We start from the raw sequence: 24,618 nt of genomic DNA on the forward strand, positions 1-24,618 counted from the left end.
AAGCGGCACCCCAAATTCCTGCTGAATTCTGTGAGTACAAGTAAGCTTGTCTTTGCTTCTGCCATACCCTATCATGATAACATCTCTAATCTAGGAGTTGAGCCATTTGTCATCTGTTGAAGAACATCGGAAAGAAGCGCCTCAAACCGTTTCCTGCTATATCATTACTGTCTCGGACACCAGAACTATTGAAACAGATACCGGAGGAGCTTTGATTAAATCTATGCTCGAAGAAGCCGGGTATGAAGTGATAGGCAGCACCATTACGAAAGATAATTATCAAGATATTCGTGAGCTATTATATAAATGTGTTGACCACGCCGGAATAGAAGCTGTACTTCTGACTGGTGGAACAGGGATTTCTCCACGGGATACGACGTATGAAGCTGTTGCCTCTTTGCTAGATAAAACATTACCTGGCTTCGGTGAGATTTTTCGGATGCTAAGCTTCACAGAGGACATCGGTTCGGCAGCTATTCTTAGTCGAGCCATTGCAGGCACCATGGGAAAGACCGCTATCTTTTCTATGCCCGGCTCTACTGGAGCCGTAAAACTGGCTATGGAACGGCTAATTATCCCGGAACTTCGCCATGTTATGCGTGAAATTTACAAGCGTTAAGCAAATACCCATTTTTAAATACAATAGACAAACAACCAAGCAGGCTTTTGTTCTGTGCGTATAATACGGTAAGTCCACACACAAAAGGAGCTGAAGGAAATGTCTGAATGTCCAAAATGCCCAGCCCAAACGGTTACTGACCCACCTAAGGTGGTTTATCAAGATCACTTCCACCCACAAGTAGTAAATGTGATTCATCCAATTGAAATCGTAAGACGTCACCACTGTGTACCCGTACCTCGCCATTGCTACACCTATTCAGTTAAAGATGTATTTGTGGATAACTCCATGATGCCTAGAGGCGGAAGATAACTCTACTTCACAACACTATTAAAAGTCCCCTATATGTGAGAGACAGACTCGTGCTAAATGCATTGGGACTTCTCTCGCTTTTTTCTGTCAAAAAACAATTCAAATTCAAATTCATACTCTAAACTAAATTCGATATTGAGGCTACGGTTTCCCAAAAAGAGGAAATCCATAGTTTAATGGATGAGTTATTCGAGGAATAGTAGTTATGCCCCGGGGAAAGTTTCCGGGGCGTTTTTTATGTAGTTACCTTAACCACATCATCGATCTTAATCCAATCATAGTCATATTCTATTTGCAGTTTGATCCGCCGTAGTTGCCTGTCTATTGCGATCACAACACTCCCCGGTTCTTAATATCTTGAACTGGTTCAAATTGAGTGATTGTTATCTGCTCCCGATACTGTTTCGAGTAAGCGAGCACTTGATTAATGTGGACAAATCATAGTGACGTAATCATCAAGATGATTTACGCCTTTTCTTATGCATTCCAGCTCTATAGGCCAGTATTTCTTCATATAGTCCATCTTTATCTCCCCCTTTTCATGTTTTTGGACATAAAAAAAGCCTTGAAATGAAAAAAAGGCATAACCAAAAAATGGCCACACTTTTTCAACCTCAAGGCATATTCTATAAGTTGTCAATTAAGACAACAGCTCCTTCTCCAGCTGAACATAAGACAGCGGAGAAAATAAATGTGTTTCGTAATGAGGTGATTATATCCTAATCATTGTAAAGGGGCAATAGCGTAGGCAGATTCTTTCAATCCCCTTCTATTGCCCCATATTTACATTCATTTTTAAGCTTTTTCTAAAAAAACTTGTTGCTGTTTAAGGAAAGGGAAAGTAAAGGTTTAGATCGACCAAATAATAAAATACGAAAACCATAGATTATAGCCTGTCGATATTTTATTGAACAATAGTGTCCCATCCCTCACGAATAGAATGTGCTAAGCGCTAAGGTAGTGAAAAATAAAACTGGAAAGAAACAACAAGTTAGTCATGGTTGGAGATTCCGTCACGGCGCGAATGCGGCTGTAACGGCCGATAAGCGATTAAGGAACAAATAGAATCTTGTCAATGAAATAGGAGGCTTCTTGGCGAAGCAAAGGTTCTTTGGAGTGGAAATCGACTGAACCGTCAGAATTGATTATTGTGACCGGATCCGTAACTCCGGCAGCAACAAGCTTGCTTACGGCCTTGATAGCCGAATCATCGGTTTTCCCTGCCAATCGGACCTCATCGCCAAGCGGCCATGGAAGAGGAATGCGCGTTAAGATGACGGCCATTTCTTCCCGAGTTATTGTGCGATCCGGTTCAAATCGGTCTCCGGTCTCCTCCTCCAACCAATGCTGCTCGACCGCTGCCTGTATCTCTTTGAAGGCAAAATGGTGTTCGATATCCGTATAACCGGATTTCGATTTGGAGGGTGGATAGCCGAAAGCATGCAGCAGCATTGTGATGAATTCCGCACGGGTCACGGACGCCTTCGGGTCAAAGCTGCGCCCATCTCTTCCATTAATGATATCAAGCGAATGGAGCTTTTCTATAGACGGTTGGTAGGGGCTTTCTTTCGAGACATCGGAAAACAACGCTTTATCCTGTATTTTGGGCGAATAGGCTATCGGGGACTTGGAGGGTCTATACATATAAGCAATACCTCCATCCTTTTGTTCAAGAAATGCTATTTTCTTCCCGTGGTCATCCATAAACAACAAGGGATCTATCTTTTTCAAAGTAGTCTTGCCATTCCCCAATTTGTATCTGTCTTCCGCTACAAGTTGTCCGTTATTGTACGTAATTCTAGTCACAAATGACGGGGTATGCAGGTCTTTGTATAATCCGATATAACGCGCGGCTTGCTGTTCTGTAAGAGGTGATACCGATTCAGGCATCTCAGTGCTCTTCGGATAATAATGGTCCATAAAAGCAGCATACAAATCCGAGCGCAATTCGGAATCATTATTATAAATGACGAACATCCCCGTTTTGCGCTCAGGCAGTAGCCATGTAAAAGAGGCATGTCCGGGGATGTTCCCACCTTTGCTGACGACATACTGACCATTCGACAGTTCATTAAAAATGCTTTCAAATCCATAGCTTGTTATAGGTATGGCCGGATGAGCGAAAACGGAAAACTTGATCATTCGTTGAACACTTTGTTCACTTAACATTTGCCGATCTCCGGCCTTTCCTTTTTGTAGAAGCATGATCATGAATTTAGCCATATCGCTTCCGGAGGACAACATTCCGCCCTGAGGCATGTCCGTAGGATAAAGGCCATACTCCGGATATGGCGTGCCTTCCGGATCGTAAGCTGCAGCCATTCGGGCTTTAAGCTCTGGGGTTACAAGATCATGGGAAGAATTCATGCCGAGTGGTTGAAAGATGTTTTTATCCATGTATTCATGAAAAGGGAGCCCAGTAACTTGTTCCACGGCATATCCCGCCAAAGCAAAAGCATAATCGTCATACTGGTAGGCTTCCCCCGGCGTCCGGACGATGGTTGGCATTCGATCCATTAAGAAATCTCGAAGAGAATTCTCTTGATTGAGAAGATCGGGCGAGGCGTCATCGTCTTTTTCATATGGGAAATCGAACCCAGTCATGTGGGTCAGCATATTTTCCAAAGTTAGCTGTTTACCTGTCGAATTTGGTATTGTGATACCTCCGAGATATGATTGGATGTCCTGATCCAGTTTGATCTTCCCTTTGTCTGCAAGCTGCAGCACAGCCGCAGCTGTAAGCGTCTTAGAAATGGAACCGATGCGAAAAACGGTATTGGAATCTACTGGGGTTTTGCTTTCTTTGTTTGCATACCCGTATCCTTTGGATAAAACCACTTGTCCGTCCTGAACGACGACGAACATGGCACCCGGAACATTGAACTTCTTCAGGCTTTTCCCAAAGTAATTGTCCGCGAAGGCCTCCACTTCTTTGGGGTCAACCGGACCGCTTGGAGCAGCAGGAACAGCTGCAGTCTGAATCGCTGTGATTGTTTGTCCCTTAAGAGGGAGCTGTTCCGCACTGACACTATACCCTCCGACCAAAGCAATTAAGTAAGTCACAGCTAGAGACGTGCTTAGCGTTACAGCAAGCACTTTTGAAACTCTTTTTTTACGCATTAGAAAATCCTCCGTCAATGAAATTAGTATAGGCTGGAAGTACCCTCTCAGTGTAATATGATGAATTATTTCCCCGCACAGTCTTCCGAATAGTTCATCACCTAGCCTAAGGTCAAGCAAAAAAAGGTCAGACCTCTGCAGCTAACTCCGATGGCTACGGTGTGCCTTTCGATTGTTTCGATTGCGATTGACGATATATGCCTACAAAAAAATAGGCCAGCCAGAAATCGGGGTACGGTTGGTCTATGAATGACCGTCGCGCCCGGTTCATTATATTAATTTCTTTTTCTGACTAATTGCCTGAATATATTTAATAGTAAGCTTCCATAAGACTTTCCCAAACCAAAACATTAACACTCCAATCACAATAGAAATTGGCAAGGAATACATTGGGCTTGGTGTAAATGCTCCCATTTCGATTGTTATTCCCCCAATATCAAATCCCATATGTTGTCCGACAAATTTAAGAATTCCGCCTATCGGCGTAATAACTCCACCAATCATTAAAGCAATGGAAAGAGTACTGATGAACGGCAAGAGTAAGATACCACTGACACCTACAAAACTGTTACAAAGAGCAAATATTGCACCAAATTTACGCCAACTAAATTTACTGTTCATTGAAATGGCTTTACCTAAGTATACTTTCGCTAATTCTTTTGGGTTTCCTAACCGTTCGATGATTTGCTCAGTAGATACACCATTATTTTGCAATTCAAGTATTACACTTTTGATTTCTTTTAAAATGTCAATACGCTCGGAATCGGTCATCGATTTCAAATGATTGTCAATTTTCATTAGATAATCATTCATAATTTTATCCATAATTTAACTCTCCTTTGATTACTGATATAGCTGTTAATAAATTATCATAATCTTCAAATATGGGGCCAACCCCTTGTATTGCGCAGAATTTATCCGTATTTTCCATTTTTCATTTTTCCTACTTGCTAAATTCAGCAAGTAAAATACTTTTAAACGGATTAGGACTGTTATCTCTACCCAAACTGTTCAAACTGACGACCAACGTATGATTGCCTCCAAGTGTACCTCCAGCAATCGTAGAAAACCCTAGAATGCCACCTGTGTGTCCCCATATCGAGACACCGTTTGGAAGCTTAGTTTCAAAGATTCCAAGACCATATCCATCGATTCCTGCTCTTCCTGTAGGAACTGTAGTAAGCATTTGTTTTAGTTGCTGTTTCTTGAGTAATTTGCCACCAAGCAAGGAAGAGAAGAATTTATTTAAGTTATCAGCAGTAGAAATCATATCTCCAGCCGAGCTACCTGCACTTGGATTATAATAAGTAACGTCTTTTATCTCACTTGCTTCGTCTGGTTGGGAATATCCCCGAGCATGCTTGGTGCCTGGAATAACGCTTGAATTGCCAGGTAGGAATGTATCCGATAATTCAAGCGGTTCAATAATCCGATTCTCAATCTCTTCCGCGTAGCTGTTTCCGGTTACTTTTTCAATAAGAATACCCAGTAATACGTATCCTGTGTTTGAATAAGACCATCCCTTTCCTGGGACAAAGTCTGGGGGCAGAGAAATCCCCATCTTCACTATTTCTTCAGCCGTATACGATTTTTTCGTATCCATAAAATCTGCGCCTTTGAATCTTGAGTATTCAGCGATACCACTTGTATGGTTCAATATCTGCCGGATGGTAATTTGTTTACCATTATATCCGTTTCCTTGAATGAAACCAGGCAACCATTTTTCGATGGAGTCATCTAGATTCAAGAGGTTCTCTCCAGCTAATTGAAGTACAACCGTTGCGGTGAACGTCTTCGTCACGCTGCCAATGCGAAATCGAAAATCTGTTTCCATTGGTTTCTTGGTGCTCAGATTCGCTACCCCAGCGGCATAACCCCACGTTTTTCCACCCTCAGAAGTTTTAGCAAGTATCCCTGGGAATCCAAGTAGCAATGTATCCCGCATTGCTTGCTTGACGGAATTATGATCTCGTTGAGTGGTTGTTTGTAACGAACTAGATACATTTTGAGTGGGTTCTGCTTTTACAATTGAGCTTGGCGATGTGTATAGCAGGGAACTTCCAGTTATTAAAAGGGCCAGACTTGCAAATGTAATTTGACTACGTATTTTCATAAGGCATTCCTCTTCTCAATTAATATTGTAAGTTTGTAATCATCTTCCTAATTGTTGTTTTACAAAGTTGAGTCGTCTATTTATTCATCAAATTAATTTTAAATATATTGCCCTCATTACCACCAAAAACGATCATCCCACCTTCAGGTAGAACTACCGAATGAGTGCTCGTTGCCTTTGAAAAGTTCACAACGATTCCATCTGCGTCATAAACGGCAAACCCTCCACTCACTGGAGTTTCAACGTTCATGACTCGATTGGCTGATTGATCATCAATTTTATACCATACAGCCTGACCACCCGATGGTATGATGCAAAACGAGTCGTTCCCTTCATAAATGGGTTGAATAGCATCTTCACTAATATAGGATTGTCCGTCGATCTTTAAATACTCTTTATGGTTCTCATTATAGAAATTCAAATCGAAAGCATCTCTTCCGTTCAAAGTAGGAATCTCAATTACATTTACTGCTTTGTTCTCGTCAACAATTTTAGTGCCGGTTGCGTATCCATGGTTGATATCAACGGATATATTTTTTGCCAAAAGCGATTTGCTCAAGTACAACATTGAAGTTATCTTTTCATCCAAAGAGTAGTAGTTTTTTCCATTTCTATGTTCCCATATCGTTTTAGTTGACTGACTTAGAGGATTGGAATCTAATTTTTGATATTCGTAGGTTACCGCAACTGTTTGACCTAATCCTGGAGTATCCGTATAAGCGTTAAGTTTTAAATAGGTTGTTCCATTCTTCTGGTGGTCAAAGCTTATGGTTGCATTCCCATCGTTGTTTTTAAATTGTCCTTTGCCCGTATATACATATTTTTGAGGCGGTATCGATCCAAATCCTAGATCGGGTAAATCAATCTCTCCGTTCTTTATCTCCAGATTTACCGTTTTACCTACGGTACCGTATAATCCAGAGTAAGCAAGCAAATCGGATGGCATTTCCACTTTCAATGGAGGTTCAAATGTTTTTTTAGGTAGGATTTCTTTAATGATGCCTTTGGCGCTTATATATTCTAATAAAATATTAGATGCAAATATACTATTGTAAATACCACTACCTCCCGATGAAAGTACAGCTATAGAAATGTCATGTTCGGGTAGGGTAGTCAAAGCAGCGTGATACATATACGTATCTCCACCTTTGAATAATGCGGTTATTCCGTAATCACTAAATGGTGCTAAACGGACGGCATCCCAACCCAGGCCATAATTAATGGTGTTTGTCTCTTCAGAAACCCAAACTCCCTTTCTATACTCATGACTTTGCATAGCCATTGCTGACTTCTCAGATAAAGTATCCGTTCGATTCCCGATTAATACTTCAGCAAACTTACTTACTTCTTCGGCCGTGGAGTAGATGCCTCCTGTCCCAATGAGATTGGCATTCTCGGTGGGTAAAGCTTGATCGATCCCGGGAAAATAAGTTTTTGTGAGTCTGTCTCTATCAAACGAATCACGTGGTGTTTGGGTAGAGGTTAATTGAAGAGGCTTGCTAATATGGGTTTCAAGAAATTCGCTGTAACTTAAACCGCTCACTCTTTCAACCAAGATTTCAAGCAGTTGAAAACCATCATTACAATATACCGAAAATTCGCCGGGGTTTGACTTTAAGTTATCTGATTGTAATTTGACCAATAATTCATCATGATTTTTCGTATCATTATCATCAAACAAAAAACTATTCCCATAGTGACTACCGTAAATTCCTGAAGAATGATTCATCAACATGCGTGGCGTAATCTCTTTATATCGTTCATCTGCCATTTTAAAGTCCTTAATGTACGTGGTTAGTGGTTGATCAATATCAATTTGATTAAAATCAGCTAGCATCATCGTTGCAGCAGACACATACGTTTTACTTACTGAGCCTATTCCAAACATCGTCTCTTTGGTTATCGGACTCTTGGTCGCTTTATCGTAGACACCAGCGCTATCCGATAAAACAATGGATCCATGATCCATAATTGCATACTGTAATCCACTTGCACCATAATCGGACACAATCTTCGCAGCCAGCTCCTGTGCCTTTTCTTTTACAGTATCATTATTCGTTAGAGCAAAAGCAGGGGTGACTGGTATTGCAAAAAGTATTGCAGTCATTACTACGGAAACCATCTTCTTCATTATTAATCCCTCCTCGTATTCCTTCTAGATGTGACTTACTGAAATCATCATACAAGGAAGAACGCCGTTAGAATGAAAATCGCCCTGAAACGCAAAAAACAATCCCTAAACAACAGGTTGTTTAGGGATTGTTGGTATATAATGGTATTAGTGCCATATTATTAAATACTTTATGTTTCGTTTCAATGGTCATATGACCACCGTACTTGTCGCAGATTCTAGCTATGTTCGTTAATCCGATACCATGAAATTCCGGGTTTGATTTTTGGCTGTTTAAGTGGGTAACTTCATTCTCCATATGATTCATGATGTGAATGAGAAGGGTAGACTCGGTAGAATGTATTTTTATAAGAATGTACCTATCTTCTGCGATCTTCAACTTTTTAGAAGCCTCTATTGCGTTATCTAGCATATTTCCAATGACAACACATAAGTCATAACGGTCAATATGGACTTTTTGTGAACATAAGCTAAGCTTTGTATCTATTCTTATGCCATTGGCTTGTCCAATATTAAGTGTATTTGTGACAAGGGCATCTATAACTAGATTCCCTGTGTTTACCCGTTGATAAGCCCCTTCAACTTTATTTAATGTAGTCTTAATATGTTCCCTTGCTGCTGCTAACTCATTTCGCTCAATACACTCTTCAATATACAAAAACTGTTGATTCGTATCATGAATGATTCTTTTAATGGATTTAAAGCTGTGAACGACTTTTTCGTAATTCGCATCCTGATGGTCCATCTGCTGTTGCAGCTGAGCATTCTCATGCATGAATTGAAATTTATCAATGATATTATCAAAAACATAGAAAATCATAACGTTTAAGAATAGTAATACAATGACGGATATGAAAGAATAGGCGTCCTTATAAGTTAGAATATTCAGTTGGTTTATACTTACGATAGGAATAACCGAAAAAAATATGTAGTAACGATAATCCAAAGAGTAACTTCTACGTTTTGCAAGTAGACGTATGATCTGAATGATAGCAAACATGATCATGCAACTGAGTAAAATAGCTTTTGTGTAGGCTATTTGATCATATTCATTTACAGGGTCAAAGCTAAACTCAATTGAATATAGGGTATAAAAAATATAAAGGGATATAAAATTAACGAGAGATATTAAAACACCGTAAAACATAGAAAAAATGATCTTGTCTTTAATTTTTACTTGATAAGATTGTGCAAAACTAAATATCATGAGCAAAGGTAGAATCAAAGATAAAATAGGAGAGATGGGAATAACCAGATACATGTAATCAAGCAACCCAAACATAATGAAATAAATAAATCGGTTATGTTTTTTAGCTGATTTATCAAACACCGAGTTGAAGAAAAAATTAATTTGAACACCCATCACAAGTACAATGCTAAAGACAATAGGAAAATTATTTTGAATCATATCAATCGACCTTCATAATCATAAATTTGGTGTAAGTATCTTTAACCTCATTAATTTTAGAACGACCTATGGGTAATTCCAACCCATTGGACATTAGAACAACTCCGCTAGAAAATTTCTTCACATGAAGCAGATTAATAATAATAGAACGATGGATTTGCAAGAAGTTACAGTCTTTTAAGGCCAAAGCATAATCTGAAATGATGCCTTTGCTTTCATAGGTTTGATTAGTGGTCGTAAAATGTAGTTTGCTTTTTATAGTTAAGCTTTTGGCAGCTTGAATACTAATGAGGTCATCATATTTTAAAACGATTTCTTCATAGGTTGACTTGATAACCATAAACTTTTTATCAAGTGCTTGAAAGTATTGGCATATCTTGATCATTTTCTCCTCCAAGATCGAAGGAGCAATGGGTTTTATCAAATACTGAAATGTCATGACATCAAAACTTTCCACCATATATTCAGGATAGCTTGTCAGAAAAATAATTTGTTCATCTAGGTTATTTAACTCTCTTATTTTTCGGGCTGTTTGAATCCCGTTTATCCCCCCCATTTCAATATCCAAAATTAAAATATGGAATGGAGTTTCAAAGCGCTCATAATGGGATACCAATTGCTCTCCCGAGCCGAATAATTCAATTTCAAAATCTATATTAGTCTTTATCGACAAAGTAATCAGGATACTTTTGACAAGCTCTCTTTGTTTTTCCTCATCATCGCAAATAGCCACTCTATACAAAAATAATACACCTCTCATTTTCTATACCTTTATTCTAAAACTCCATATAAACATGATACAACCTTTTGACTTTGTATAGATAGCTTTTGGATGAAATGCAAATTAAAATCCCTCAACACCACATGAACGAATATTTCCTTGACTGCATCTTACCCATTTTCAGAGGTATTGTGAATGTCTTTTTTATAACATCCATATGGAGTTAAGCTGCAATTCCAAGCTGTTTTAGATCAGGTATTTCCTGAATATAAGGGTCTATTTGGGGGTTTACATTCTGTTGTATCTTTGAAAACATTGTTGACGTTCCCTACCTCAGATGAAGTTCTGAGCGCTGGAGAGGAAAAATTAACAGAGATGATGGCATCTTTATGTGTACGAAGATCCTGTCCGTTTTCATTGAGTCCTTATGGCAAATCGAGAGACCGTTGTTAAGCGGCTTATAAGCGCAGTTAATCAAATCCACCGCTGGGTCGACTAATCGCTCACTTTAAATGACGAAATGTCGAATAAACCTGCAAAAGTACATCTTTAAATGATACGTGGCGGACTAAAGTATAGATTCCTGCAAATTCACAGTAATTATTGCTTAAGAATAAGTCTTCGTGTCATAAGTACGGATATTCCTGTATATTCGCAGGTTTCCACCTAATAAAAGAAGAAATCTGCGCAAAAAGATGCACATTTGCAGTTTTCTTTTGTCTAGCGAAAGGTTTGTATGACTATGAGAAATAAATTCCATTCTAGGTTGTGAGTCGGTGCTCACGATTTATCTTTGTTAAACTCAGAATCAGGGAATCATCGGAGTCCATGTTTTAAGGCGGTCAAACTCATAGATCGTTCGGAGATGATAGGGTTCTTTTTCATGCTCTCTTTCAAAAACACCCATGTACCCAACCTCATTAAATACAACATATTCAAGAGTAACCAATGGATCGGGACGATTAATTTGCCAATAATAATGTAATTCTAACGGCGCCTTGTACCATAACCAATCTAAATCTTGAAGAGCTACATTTCTGTGTTGGAGAACCCATATACTGAAGACTACATGAGGATCGTCTACAGGTATTTCTGAGTTTGGATTTTTATCTTTTAAATGATTTGCTGCCTTCTGAAGTACATTGTTAACATCTGATTCAATTTTAAAATTAGAAACGGCTTTAACCTGATTAAATTGCTCCGTATATTTGTTACTCTCCGAAAGCGCTTTGATTTGTTGAAAACTAATCTTAGGGGTATAGAAAATGACGAAGACGGTAATCAACCCAAACATTAGCGCCTTTGCGTAAAGAAACTTTTTCTTTTTATTCATATAAATCAAGCCCATGATAAAACCCACAGGAATCAGTAATCCAAATAAATCGACATACAATTCACAAAGTAAAAAAGCTGCAATTATGATCACCCAGTCTTTTAACTTTAATATCTTTCGCTGATCCAAATAAGACAACAGTAATGAAACAAAAAAACAGGTCCATAAAATCCAGCTCAATAGTATCAGTCCTCCCTTCTTTCATTATATACAAAACACCCGACAGACGAATCTGCCGGGTGTTTTATCATTTATATTTTACAAATCAGGATGCTCATGTTTCGCTTTCAGACGATTCCAGCGACGCTCCACTTCTGCCTCGAAGCTGCGTAAAGCCGGCTCATTCTCAGGCTTCAGTAAATGACGGGTTTTGCCCATTGTCTTCAACCAAGCGGAGAGCTCAACGCGTTTGCCCTTATCCTCTGGATTGTACGTAATATTCGTAGAACCGTGCTCCACTTCATATAGAGGGAAGAAGCAAGATTCAACAGCCAGCGAAACGATGTTGGTACCCTCTTTATCCTCAGACATCCAGTTCAGTGGGCATGCGATCAGGATTTTACCGTACACAAGTCCTTCGTTCTGAGCGTACCATTGTGCTTTTGCCGCTTTCTTCACAAGATCCTGCGGGTAAGCTTCGGAACCTGTGAAGACATATGGAATGTTAGTAGCTGCCATGATTTGCGCAGTATCCTTATGCTGTGTAACTTTACCTTGCTGATTCTTACCAATGCTGGATGTAGATGTACGATGACCCAGTGGTGTGGAATAGGACTGCTGTGCACCTGTGTTCATGTAACCTTCGTTATCGTACTCTACGATAATCATTTTGTGACCGCGTAGTGCAGCCCCAATTGCAGGTCCCATTCCGATGTCCATACCGCCATCACCAGTTACCATTACAAATGTGAAGTCGTCTTGAAGCCCAAGTCCGTCCAATTCACCACGGCGTTTGCGTTCCCAGAACATTTCTACGACACCGGATAAGGTAGCTGCACCATTTTGGAACAGGTTATGAATAAACGTAGATTTATGAGAAGAATATGGATAACCCGTAGTTGTTACCATCGCACAACCCGTGTGATAAAGCGCTACGATATCCCCTTCGATGCCTTTGAAGAACGTCTCCAGTCCTGAGAAAATCCCACAGCCTGGACAAGCGCCATGACCTGGTGCAAGCCGTTTAGGTTTCTTCGTCAAGCTGCGCAGTGGGGGTATCCGCACACTTAATTTCCCTGTTGCTTCATCCTGTTTAACCGTAATTAATCCTGTCTTCAGCGAATCAAAGTCCATCGGCTTCAATAGACGCTGTGGCGCTTTGTCCGGTGCACCTGGATTGTGACCATAGTAGTCAAATGGAACTTCAACACGGTCTGCAGCAACGGCATCCAATGCTAATTGGAAGAATGCATGACCATCTTCTGCGTAGAAGTCCTTACCGCCCAACCCGTAAATACGGCTAATTACCTTTGTAGTAGTGTTACCATAGGTGAACAAGGCTGCCTTGATCTCATTTACCATATTACCGCCGTGACCACCAACCGAATCCGCACGGTCGCCTACGGTGATTGCCTTAACATTTTTCAGCGCTTCAGCCATTTGCTTCTGCGGGAAAGGACGAATCATATTCGGCGAAATTGCACCTGCTTTGATCCCTTGCAAACGAAGCTGATCCACAACATCTTTAATAATCTCTGAGGCAGAGTTCATCAAGAATACGGCTACTTCCGCATCTTCCATCCGATACTCTTCGATCATTGGATAGTGGCGTCCAGTCAATTCAGCGAATTCCTTAGCAATTTCTTCGAAGACTTCACCCGCATTATACATCGCTACCGACTGCTGATAACGGTTGTTGATATAATCAGGTTCGTTCATGTAAGGACCTACGGTAACTGGATTATTGCGGTCTAGTGTATCTGTGAAGCCTACCGGTGGTTGTGGGCCAACGAATTTATGAACATCCTCACGGTGAGTAAATGCCTGTACTCGACGTTTCTGGTGAGAAGTAAAATACCCATCTGATGCTACCATTACTGGAAGACGCACTTTGGCGTGCTCAGCAAGCTTAAGTGCCATCAGATTCATATCATAAACGGATTGTGGATCACGGCACATCAGAATCGGCCAGCCCGTATTTAGCGCAAAATACAAATCAGAATGGTCACCATGAATATTAAGCGGACCGGATATCGAACGGCAGATCAAATTCATTACCATAGGCATCCGTGTACCAGCTTGTACCGGCAATTGCTCTAGCATGAACATATAACCTTGAGCACTGGTAGCATTAAATACACGTCCACCAGCCGTCGAAGCTCCATAACAGATTCCTGCAGAACTGTGTTCGCCATCTGATGGAATAAGCATAATATCATGCTGACCGTTCGCTTTCATGGTATCTAGAAATTGAGCGACTTCTGTCGATGGGGAGATCGGAAAATAACCCATGACATGATAATTTATTTGATGGGCAGCATAAGCTGCCATTTCATTGCCGGATTCATATAGGAATTTCTGCTCAACCTTCGTAGAGCTTATTTCTTTTTCATAATCAATAGCCACGTGTGTTCCACCTTTCCTCCGTTAATTAAGCCTCAGTAACAAGATCAAAAATATGCCGGACCGTATGGCTCTCAGCGTAGCCATCTTCCTCGCGTTCGCCAGACAAAGCCGTTGTAGGACAAGCTTCTACGCATTTTAAGCAGCCTTTGCAGTATTGATAATCAATGCCTTGCAGGAACATTTGCGGACGTCCCTTCTTATCAGGCTGCTCATCCCAAACAAAACATAAATCAGGACATACCGTATCGCACTGCGCACAATGAATACAATCCTCTAATTTAAAATGAGGCAATAAACCGGATCTTGAAATGCTTAGATTCTTTAAAAAGCTGCTGCCAGGATTCGTAATGGTACCACCAATAGGCTGAGTTTCATAACCTAAGGCCGAAATATCGGACCGAACGAACTCAGGCATAATCGCACCTTCTGGTAATGGGAAATGCATGAAGGTAACTTCATTAAATCCACGTTCGAAAGTAGTTAGTGCTGACTGAACAGCCTGTGGATATTTTTTGCCAAGTGATTTCTCGATAACACCCTTCATAATTTCAGGATCCAAGAAATCACACATCCGGAACAACGCACCTAACATTGCCATGTTTACGCGGTTCTTCTCATCTAATGCGATCGATGTAGCATCAACGACAGCTATAGTTCCTGCCATCATGTTCAGGGAGGACTTCAATTCTTCTGGCGACTTAGCCGAGTTCACTAGCACCGTGCTATGATCATAAATTCCGCTAGTCACGTTGACGGTCTTTGCCAACGCTTCATGGAATATGCCTACGACGTGAGGTCGTTCTACCGGTGAAGTGTCACGAATATGTGTGTTCAAATCACAAAAACGGATATGTGCCTTTACCGCTGATCCCTTTTTCTCAGAACCATAGGATGAAAAGCTCACTCCATTCATTCCAGCACCGACAACGCCTGCTTCTGCAAGCATTTTACCAGCTAAGTTCGCGCCTAGCCCTCCAATTGATTCCAGACGAATCTCAAAAAATCCGAGTTCGTTCACTTTTGGTATCTGTACCACCGACATAGCCCCTTTCAGAATGTCATCAGTATAATATCCTTTTGACTTTTTCAACGATTGTATCTTGATTTTGCAAGTCGCGAAGTGACAAATCTTGCATTTTCCATGTGTTACCTAAGCTTATTTAGCTACTTTTATTTAGCAATAAAATTAAAAATTAAGATGTTAAATTCATCACATTCTGCATGATAAATATCACACTCCAGTGAAAAGTCGCGCCTCTTCATAAAAATGTGTGTTATTTTTACTTTTCAACTAGTCCGTTTCAGGATAAACTGATGCTTGGTGTAATTTTTCGAAGACAGCTTAGGAGGCATTAATTGTGAAGTCAAACGAAGCATCATTACAGAAGAAATTGCTTCCTCGGCATATCAGCTTTATGGCGATGGGCGGAGTAATCGGTACGGGGATTTTTAAAGGAAGTTCTGAGACCATAAGCATTGCCGGACCTGCGGTTATTCTTACTTATGTATTAGCAGGCCTGCTACTCTTAGTGGTCATGGGGGCAATAGCCGAAATGGCTACGGTGTACCCGAATAGGAATATGAAGGACTTCATACGTGAGGCTTTTGGAGAACGACTCTCCTTTATCGTGGGCTGGTTATATTGCTTCATGTGGTTGACCGTTTGTGTGATTGAAGTGCTGGCAGCAGGCAGCTTCTTGCAATACTGGTTACCGGATGTTCCTTTATGGCTGCTCAGTCTTGCAAGTGGCGCTTTAATTATCGGCATCAACATGATGAGTGTAGGTGGTTATGGAGAAACGGAGTTTTGGTTAGCCGGGATCAAAATCGCAATGATCATCATCTTCATTATCTTAGGAAGCTCATTAATTTTTGGACTGTTGCCTATGTCTGAGGCTACGCCTTACTTACACAACTTTACAGACTATGGTGGATTTCTCCCGAGAGGCTGGGCCCCCATTTTCTCTGCCCTTCTTGTCGTCATGTTCTCCTACGGTGGGTCAGAGTTGATTGGGCTAACCTTGACGGAGACACAGGATGCAGAGAAGGTCTTACCTAAGGTTGTCAAAAGCTTCATTCTGCGCGTTATTCTGTTCTATACCTTACCGATCCTAATCATCTGTGGATTAATACCCTGGAATCAACTGAATGAGCATACAAGCCCGTTTGTTCAGGTATTAGCCGCAACAGGACTTAAGGGTGCCGATCACATCATGAACTTTATTCTAATTACAGCGGTGCTCTCTGCGGCCAATTCTGGTATTTATGGCGCCACTCGGATGCTGCACTCTATGGCGTCACAGGGCGAAGCACCACGCAGCTTGGCAAAAACCTCTGCAAAAGGTGTACCCATCAACAGTCTGAAGCTCTGTGCCGTTGTTCTTGTTATTGGTTCCTTGTTAGCGTACTTCGCCCAGGATGGATTGTTCCGTTTGCTAATGGCGGTTCCAGGCTTTGTGGTTATTCTCGTATGGATCAGCATTTGTATGTCACAACTTAAACTGAGAAAATCTTATCCGAAAGAACCAACCTTTAAGGTATGGGGATTCCCTTATATAACCGTTGTTACACTGGTTTGTTTAACTGTTATCGCGGTTTCTTTTCTCTTCGATGTTCAGAACCGTATCAGTATAGGAACATGCCTAGCAGTTCTGTTGATGCTTACGATTTGGTCCTTCGTGAAATTTAAGAAAAAGAATTAAAAGTATTAGCTCGGACCGATTTATTAAATAGAGGCGTATCTCTCTTCACTAATGTGAATAGGGGTACGCCTCTTGACTGTTGCCACTCTAAACCGCTTGTCTTTTTATCGTGGAAGATTAATTACCATAGCGGGACGGACGCCGTCACGGGCTACACTGACATTCGCATAGCTGCGAATACTGTAACTCGGTCCGACAAAAAACGCACGCGAAGGTTTGTTTCCCTGTGTTCGCAGCCACCACCAAGAGCAGCCAACCTCTTCGCCGTCTTTGATTATATAGTTATCTTTATCCGTTTTATCATATACGTATAAGCTGCATCCATCGTGCTTTTTCATTTTAGCAAATTCCGTGCCAACTGCACGCCGTAGTTCTTTTCCGTGTATCTCTGAGAATGCCTTTATCTCATCAACGCTAAGCAAAAAAACGTTGTCCTCTGTATCTGGGGTACCCTCTCCGTTATCTGAGCAACGGGTCGTCTTTATTAATTCCTTCTCGGCAGCATTGAATGCGCTGTTATAGAATTCATCGTTCAGCCACTCACGCAAATCACAGTCGTGCCACGTAATATCCACGCAATCACGCCATTTAATATCTGCGCTCTTGCCGTGATACCTCTTACATTCCAAAATGTACTCGCTCAAAACGAACAGTTCTCTATCTGAATTATGGAGAACACGCCATTCAATCGGCAGCTCTTTACCATCCTTCGATTGTGAATACTTACCGAAAGTAATGATTTCGCCTGGCTTAACGTTCCTGTTCGGCGCTAAAGCAAGCTTCCCCTTTTCCATTAAGTTCTCCTCCTTATTTACAAGCCTCTGAAAAAACAAAAAAAACGCGGGTATATCCCTCTCCCGCGTTAACACTGTTGACAGAATTAATCCTGCAAAATCTATTCAATATCCGGTCGTATATGCTCAGCGATTAATTGCTGCTTGCTAGTCCAGACCTTTTCACTCAAATTCACCCGATATACTTCGGGATTCAGCTTACGTTGATACTCCGGCCAGAATAGGTCCTTTTGCTCCCGATGATAACGTCGAACCTCATTCAAATCCGGCAAAGTATACACTTGAAATCCGTTAACGTATATCGGTTCTAGCATAGGCAATGCCTCGTAACGCTCGACATACTTATGCATGTATGGATGCAGCGGATTAAACAGCTTCAACCGCGCACCGTTACGTGGAGCTTCCTCTTCTGGAAAGCAGATATAATCCGCAAGCGCTTTGCCATTTTTACCGATAATCCGGAATACGTCCTTCTTGCCAGGCGTAGATACTTTCTCAGGATTGGAAGAAATCTTGATCGTCGGGATCATTTCTCCAGTAGCGGACTCAATTTCCACCAGCTTATAGACGCCACCCAGAGAGGGCTGGTCAGAGGCGGTGATTAGTTGTGTACCCACACCCCACGTATCAATCGCTGCGCCTTGCAGCTTCAGATCCATGATCGTGTTCTCATCCAAATCGTTGGAAGCGACTATCTTCACATAATCCAGGCCAGCATCATCCAACATCTTACGCGCTTGACGGGATAGATAAGCCAAGTCACCGCTATCCAAACGGATACCGACCATTTTTTTACCTTGTGCCTCAAGCTTCTTAGCTGTATTGATTGCATTAGGCACACCACTACGGAGTGTATCAAAGGTGTCTACCAATAGCGTAACTTCGTCCGGCATCACCTTAGCGTAGGCATCAAAAGCCTCCTGCTCGCTGCCAAAGCTCTGAACCCAGGAATGTGCATGTGTTCCCTTGGTCGGAATACTAAACATTTTGCCTGCGAGCATGTTAGAAGTAGCATCAAAGCCGCCAATATAGGCTGCTCTAGCCCCCCACACCGCTGCATCTGCTTCTTGCGCACGCCGGGTACCAAACTCCAGCAAGATGTCATTCGGAGCCACCTGCTTAATTCGTGAAGCCTTAGTAGCGATCAACGTCTGGTAGTTCATGAAGTTCAGAATGGCTGTCTCCACCAGCTGAGCCTCCATAATTGTCCCTTCCACACGGATTAATGGCTCATCTGGAAAAATCAAAGCGCCTTCTTTCATCGAATGAACGGTTCCCTGAAAATGAAACTGCAACAGTTCCTCCAAAAAAGCGGGTGCATAGTTCTCTTCTTGCTCAGACAAATAACGGATATCATCTTCGGTAAACCGCAAGCCGCCGATATAACCAACAATACGCTCTAACCCTGCGAACACAGCATAGCCGTTACCGAAAGGTAGCTTACGGAAATAAGCCTCAAATACAGCCTTCCGTTTATGAGTTCCATTCACCCAGTGAGCGTACATCATATTGATCTGATATTTATCCGTATGTAGCGCAAGTTCTCTTCTCAAGTCCTCATCTCCTAATATCTACGCTGCTATATGTGTATGTTCTGTTCTAGTATTATGCCTTAACAACGTCTGCTCCTAAACTTCCCCGGAAATGTTCTAACGCCCAAGTATGTCCATTTGGATTAAAGCTGGCAACTGCATCTTCGTGCACAATAATTGCAAACCCTTTGTTATATGCATCCACTGCTGTGTGCAGTACACAAATATCGGTGCAGACCCCAATTAAATGAAGTTCAGTAATGCCACGCTCCCGCAGCTTGATTTCCAGATCAGTTCCACAAAAAGCGCTATAACGCGTTTTGTCCATCCAATAGATGGAATCGCGGTTATGCTCATACACAGATTTCAAACTTCCGAACAACTCACGTCCTTCACTCCCGCGTATATTATGAGGAGGAAAAAGTTTGCTCTCCGGGTGGTAAGGGTCATTCTCTTCATGTAAATCCACGGCCATAACGACAAAATCGCCACTTTGGACAAACTCCGACGTTAATTGGCTGATTCTAGGCTCGATATCTACGGCTGGCTGGCCAACCGGCAGATTTCCGTTAACAAAATCATTCGTAAAGTCGATCACTATTAGTGCTCTCATGAGATTAATCCCCTCTCCTGATTTAAGCCACTACGTGTAGATGGATAACAAAGGCTCATGATCTGTGAACATATAGAGCTGTGCGGGACGCTGGGAGTATTGATTTGAACTAAGCGCATTCCCCTCTTCATCTCTTACTTCTTTTAATATACCCTGACGACTACGTGTTGAAGTGATTTTACGAATAAAATTCGGTTCCTTAAATTCCGGCACTACCGTTTGAATGACTTGATAGAGCTCACTAAGGGTAAAATGTCTAGGTAAAAACTGTCTTGCGATCGTAGTCTGAAGCATTTGTTGTTGAATACGCAAGTATGCATCCTTGATGATATCATGGTGGTCAAAAGCGAGCTCCAGCTCTTCAAGTGCTTCCTGCAACGTAAATAAACCTACCTCGCCAGCATCATCCGAAGCTTGTCTTTGCTCCAACATCCATTCTTCTACAAGGGCAAAAAAAGCATGACTGATAATCCATCCGCGAGGGTCGCGACCTGGTGTACTGTAAACGCCCAGATATTCCAAATGACCACCATCTACACCAGTCTCTTCTTTGAGTTCACGTGTAGCCGCAGCATAAATGGACTCATCCTCCTGACAGAATCCGCCTGGGAGAGCCCACATTCCAGCACATGGCCATTTCTTTCGTCTAATTAACATTACCTTAAGCTCACGTAAGGGAAGCGTCTTCGTGACCGTCTTACGTTCGCGTTTGGTCAGTGTAAACATTACGATGTCGGCCGGAACTCCGTCCGGTGTACGATATTTTTTGGCGTTATAGGTTTGTTCCCCATTTTCGCTCATATTTGCCCCATCCTTTTCCGAAGCTATAATTTTACTAAATCGTATCTTTAAATGTACCAAACCTTAACTTCTAAAATCAACAACTGGACATAGAAAGATTAGGATTATGTATAGTGTGAAACTTAAAGGGGCGGATCTGCATCCGCCCCCTAAACTGAGTGTGGGTTATCCGCATGTGGTCGGAGGCGCCTCGGTGCCGGCTTCCACATTTATTTTTTCCGAAACGGTATCTCTAATCACGGAAATGACAAGCTGGAGTAGATAATTGATGTCACTCTGGCTCTGCTGAAATTCGTTCACGACTGGAATGCCGTCAATTTCATCCTGCAACACTTCAATTTCACGCTCGATCTTGGCTACCATATCTTTATTTTTAAAGCTTTCGAAGGCGACAATCTCCTTCTGCTTTTTCTTAATCGTTGCAATCAGACCTTGTACACGCTCGTGGTTCAGGATTTTTTGCTCAGCCTGCTGAAAATGCTTTACTTCTTCACTTGTCGAGATCAATGTAGCCAGTTCTTTGGCTTTACCCATAATATCCTCGCGTACGATCAAGTCACGGGTATTATAAGTCTTCATTCCATATTTATTCAAACGTTGTTCCTCTGTACTCACAAGCCATCTCCCCATTCGTATGTGATGATTAATGAACAGCAGCAGCTTCTGCCACAATATCCCCTTTGATGTACCATGTTTTGGTATCTGTAATTCTCACTTTTACAAATGTGCCAATAAGCTCCTTCGAACCTTCAAAATGGACCAGCTTGTTCGCACGGGAACGGCCAGAAAGGACTTCCGAGTTATTCTTACTCTCGCCTTCTACCAGTACCTCGACGACTTCACCTAGCATACGGTCATTAATGATCCGGCTATTCTCTTTAATGAGATCATTGAGTCTTTGCAGACGTTCGCTCTTCACTGACATCGGTACATTGTCCTCCATAGCAGCTGCAGGGGTACCTTCACGAGGTGAATAAATGAACGTATATGCCATATCATACCCAACCTCGCGCACTAGCGAAAGAGTATCTTCGAATTGCTCATCCGTCTCACCAGGGAAACCAACGATAATATCGGTACTTAATACCGCATTAGGCACACTTATCTTGATCTTACGAACTAACTCCAGATAAGCTTCACGAGTATATTTACGACTCATTTTCTTAAGTACGGCAGTACTTCCCGATTGAACCGGCAGATGGATATGCTCCACCAGGTTGCCGCCTTTGCCGAGTACTTCAATCAATTTATCGTCAAAATCACGTGGATGCGATGTCATGAAGCGGATGCGCGGGATATCAATTAAACGCATATCATCCATTAGGTCACCAAAGGTGTAATCGATGTCTGTAAAATCCTTACCGTATGCGTTTACGTTCTGCCCCAGCAAAGTCACTTCCTTGAATCCTTGACGCGCTAGCTCTCTTACTTCAGCAATGACGTCCTCCGGACGGCGGCTGCGTTCTTTTCCTCGTGTAAAAGGTACGATACAGTACGTACAGAACTTATCACAGCCATACATAATGTTTACCCAAGCCCGCATACCTTCACGTTTTTTCGGTAAGTTCTCAATAATATCGCCCTCTTTAGACCATACCTCCACCACAAGCTCTTTACTGAATACAGCTTCTTTAATGAGGTGTGGCAGACGGTGAATATTATGCGTACCGAAGATCATATCCACGAATCCATGCTTAGACATAATTCGATTAACTACGCCTTCCTCCTGCGACATGCAGCCACACACGCCCAGCAAAAGACCTGGCTTCTCAATCTTCAAGTTCTTAAGGTGACCAAGCTCTCCAAACACCTTATCCTCGGCATTCTCGCGAATCGCACAAGTATTGAGCAGAATGAGATCCGCATGATTCCGATCATCGACGCTTTTGTAGCCCATCTGTTCCAACAGGCCCTTCATCGTTTCCGTGTCATGCTCATTCATTTGGCAGCCATAAGTCGTTATATGATAATATTTGTCTACTCCGAAATTCTGCATCTCTTCAGGAATCTCGAAATCATAATGCACTTCTATTTCTTCCTTGCCACGCCGTTTTCCTTCTTTATAATCAGGCTGGCTATTAATTTGAACGTTTCTTCCTTTAATCCGATAAGTAATCTTACCTTCTTCTTCACTAATTACCTTCGCATCGCTAAAATCAAAATATTTCGAATAATCTTTCGAACCCTTGCCGGATTTTAAGTCCGGTGAGTTATGGTTCCCCTTAGTCATGCTGTTTTCACGTCCTCTATCTAAAATGTAGCTTATTGATGTTTTAACCTAATATAAAATTATAGCACATTCTATAACATTACATCCATCTTAGATGTCAATCCCATTATGCACTGATTTAGGCTTATCAAGCAAAAACTTAACTTGCGTATTTTTTTGAAAAATCAGGTCTATTTTACCACAGCGTGAGAGCAGAGCATACTCTAAATGAAAATTTTAATAGGTCAGGATAATTGCTTTTCTAAAGACTTTCATAAAAAAAATACCCTGCCGACGAGCGACAGGGCCAAATTATATTCTATAAAGGGGGGTATGATATTTATATACGCCACAAAAACTGTAATGAATCACAGTTCTTGTCTGAATATCGCTTTTAATGAAACTTGTAATAGCACGACTCTTGTTAAATCCCTTTTGTACCAAGTTTCTTTGCTAATTCAGTAAGATCCTGTCCTTTTAGTGCACCTTCTACTAACTGTGGCAGCAGTGCAGGTGTACACGCAAAACAGGGTGTTCCATCGCGAGTCAAAGATCTCGCCACATGCTCATCATAGAAAGGTTTGCCTTCATCAGATAAAGCCAGCAAGCACATCGTTCTAACTCCAGATTCCTTCAGATGACGCATACGACGGATTAAGCCTGCCTGGTTCCCACCTTCATAAAGATCCGAAATCACGATAAATAATGTCTTCTTCGGTTGATCAATAAACTGTTCGCAATAAGCAACAGACTTTTGTATATCTGTACCGCCACCTAACTGAATCCCGAATAACATGTCAACAGGATCGTTCGCACATTGCTCTGTCAGATCAACGACCTCTGTATCAAATACAACTACTCGGGTACTAAGCGATGGGATGCTTGCAAAAATAGAACCAACTACTGAAGCCCAAATAATTGATTCTGCCATAGAACCACTCTGATCGATATCCACAATGACTGTCCATTCCTTACTGCGTCTTGCCCGATCATAAAAGTAGAATCTCTCAGGGATAATCTGTTGTCGCTCTGCATCATAATGCTTCAGATTGCGTTTTATCGTCCGTGTCCAGTCTATACCACTAAGTGACGGTAATGGAGAATGCTCTCTGCGATTCAGTGCACCCGTCACCGCCCGACGCATATCTTCCTCCATACGCTTTACAAGATCATCCACAACTGCCTTCACTAACAGGCGAGCCGTATCTTTTGTCTTCTCAGGAATTTTCCCTTTTAGCGAAAGTAGTGTACCTACTAGCTGTATATCAGGCTTCACTGTTGCCAGAACTTCCGGCTCAAACAATAATTGCTTCCAGCCCTTCCGCTCCATCGCATCATGTTGAATAACCGATACGATATCCTCTGGGAAGAAATTGCGAACATCTCCTAACCATTTTGCCAACCGGGGTGCAGATTTACCTGATCCCGCTCCTCTTTGTCCCGTAGCCGAAGAGTTAGCAGCACCACTATTTACGATATCGCTCGTCTCATCATAGATAGCAGCCAGTGCTTGGTCCATGATGAGTTCATCTTCAGACAGGTGAATACTTGCGTTTCCGCTAGAAACCGTCAATTGCGCTTCTGCAGACTGACCAAGAATAAGGCGCCACCGAGCTACAACACTTGAATCCACGGATGTACTCAT

19 protein-coding genes are annotated in these 24,618 nt (G+C 41.8%); 3 read left to right on the forward strand and 16 right to left on the reverse strand.

The features are described 5' to 3' along the window. Window positions 1-106 precede the first annotated feature (106 nt). The gene (locus NST34_RS18270) at window positions 107-619 is read left to right on the forward strand and encodes a MogA/MoaB family molybdenum cofactor biosynthesis protein (protein ID WP_081393012.1); all 513 of its coding nucleotides are present in this window, start codon (window positions 107-109) and stop codon (window positions 617-619) included. A gap of 99 nt (window positions 620-718) precedes the next feature. Beyond that, window positions 719-931, forward strand: a complete 213-nt coding sequence (locus tag NST34_RS18275) for a hypothetical protein (RefSeq protein ID WP_076283489.1) — start codon at window positions 719-721, stop codon at window positions 929-931. 1,050 nt (window positions 932-1,981) lie between these two features. Here the strand turns inward: NST34_RS18275 and NST34_RS18280 are convergent. The 9 genes from NST34_RS18280 to NST34_RS18320 form a co-directional block, all read right to left on the reverse strand. Further along, on the reverse strand, window positions 1,982-4,051 hold the full coding sequence (locus NST34_RS18280) for a serine hydrolase (protein ID WP_341128490.1): 2,070 nt from the start codon (window positions 4,049-4,051) through the stop codon (window positions 1,982-1,984). Window positions 4,052-4,321: 270 nt separating this feature from the next. Beyond that, entirely contained in the window at window positions 4,322-4,876 is a 555-nt protein-coding gene (locus NST34_RS18285; RefSeq protein WP_340970423.1) for a DUF1700 domain-containing protein, read from the reverse strand. Window positions 4,877-4,994: 118 nt separating this feature from the next. Then, complete coding sequence (locus tag NST34_RS18290) at window positions 4,995-6,164, reverse strand: serine hydrolase domain-containing protein (RefSeq protein ID WP_341128491.1); 1,170 nt, start codon at window positions 6,162-6,164, stop codon at window positions 4,995-4,997. A 76-nt stretch (window positions 6,165-6,240) separates the two neighbouring features. After that, entirely contained in the window at window positions 6,241-8,295 is a 2,055-nt protein-coding gene (locus NST34_RS18295; protein WP_341128492.1) for a serine hydrolase domain-containing protein, read from the reverse strand. 121 nt (window positions 8,296-8,416) lie between these two features. After that, entirely contained in the window at window positions 8,417-9,703 is a 1,287-nt protein-coding gene (locus NST34_RS18300; RefSeq protein WP_076283483.1) for an ATP-binding protein, read from the reverse strand. A gap of 1 nt (window position 9,704) precedes the next feature. Next, window positions 9,705-10,445, reverse strand: a complete 741-nt coding sequence (locus NST34_RS18305; protein ID WP_076283482.1) for a LytR/AlgR family response regulator transcription factor — start codon at window positions 10,443-10,445, stop codon at window positions 9,705-9,707. A gap of 787 nt (window positions 10,446-11,232) precedes the next feature. After that, entirely contained in the window at window positions 11,233-11,937 is a 705-nt protein-coding gene (locus tag NST34_RS18310; protein ID WP_341128493.1) for a hypothetical protein, read from the reverse strand. Window positions 11,938-12,015: 78 nt separating this feature from the next. Next, window positions 12,016-14,322, reverse strand: coding sequence for a thiamine pyrophosphate-dependent enzyme (locus tag NST34_RS18315; protein ID WP_341128494.1), 2,307 nt, complete (start codon window positions 14,320-14,322; stop codon window positions 12,016-12,018). A gap of 25 nt (window positions 14,323-14,347) precedes the next feature. Beyond that, on the reverse strand, window positions 14,348-15,358 hold the full coding sequence (locus NST34_RS18320) for a 2-oxoacid:acceptor oxidoreductase family protein (protein ID WP_341128495.1): 1,011 nt from the start codon (window positions 15,356-15,358) through the stop codon (window positions 14,348-14,350). Window positions 15,359-15,680: 322 nt separating this feature from the next. On the opposite strand from NST34_RS18320, the gene NST34_RS18325 reads away from it, so the two are divergent. Further along, complete coding sequence (locus tag NST34_RS18325) at window positions 15,681-17,024, forward strand: amino acid permease (RefSeq protein ID WP_076283478.1); 1,344 nt, start codon at window positions 15,681-15,683, stop codon at window positions 17,022-17,024. Window positions 17,025-17,128: 104 nt separating this feature from the next. On the opposite strand, the gene NST34_RS18330 is transcribed toward NST34_RS18325, so the two are convergent. The 7 genes from NST34_RS18330 to NST34_RS18360 form a co-directional block, all read right to left on the reverse strand. After that, window positions 17,129-17,818: a DUF6273 domain-containing protein gene (locus tag NST34_RS18330; RefSeq protein ID WP_341128496.1), complete on the reverse strand. Its 690-nt coding sequence runs from the start codon at window positions 17,816-17,818 to the stop codon at window positions 17,129-17,131. 101 nt (window positions 17,819-17,919) lie between these two features. Beyond that, a complete protein-coding gene (locus NST34_RS18335; protein WP_076283476.1) occupies window positions 17,920-19,371 on the reverse strand; it encodes a nicotinate phosphoribosyltransferase in 1,452 nt (483 codons plus the stop codon). Between the two features lie 52 nt (window positions 19,372-19,423). After that, window positions 19,424-19,963, reverse strand: a complete 540-nt coding sequence (locus NST34_RS18340; RefSeq protein ID WP_341061031.1) for a cysteine hydrolase family protein — start codon at window positions 19,961-19,963, stop codon at window positions 19,424-19,426. Window positions 19,964-19,993: 30 nt separating this feature from the next. Then, window positions 19,994-20,764 carry an NUDIX domain-containing protein gene (locus NST34_RS18345; RefSeq protein ID WP_042128449.1) on the reverse strand — a complete coding sequence of 257 codons (771 nt, stop codon included), beginning with the start codon at window positions 20,762-20,764 and terminating at the stop codon, window positions 19,994-19,996. 165 nt (window positions 20,765-20,929) lie between these two features. Next, window positions 20,930-21,394 (reverse strand): RicAFT regulatory complex protein RicA family protein, encoded by a 465-nt coding sequence (locus NST34_RS18350; RefSeq protein ID WP_445667671.1) that lies wholly within the window; start codon window positions 21,392-21,394, stop codon window positions 20,930-20,932. A 13-nt stretch (window positions 21,395-21,407) separates the two neighbouring features. Then, entirely contained in the window at window positions 21,408-22,994 is a 1,587-nt protein-coding gene (gene miaB, locus NST34_RS18355) for a tRNA (N6-isopentenyl adenosine(37)-C2)-methylthiotransferase MiaB (protein WP_042188958.1), read from the reverse strand. Between the two features lie 403 nt (window positions 22,995-23,397). After that, a complete protein-coding gene (locus tag NST34_RS18360; RefSeq protein WP_341128497.1) occupies window positions 23,398-24,618 on the reverse strand; it encodes a VWA domain-containing protein in 1,221 nt (406 codons plus the stop codon).

The organism is Paenibacillus sp. FSL H7-0714, from assembly GCF_038003765.1.
GTDB lineage: Bacteria > Bacillota > Bacilli > Paenibacillales > Paenibacillaceae > Paenibacillus_AQ.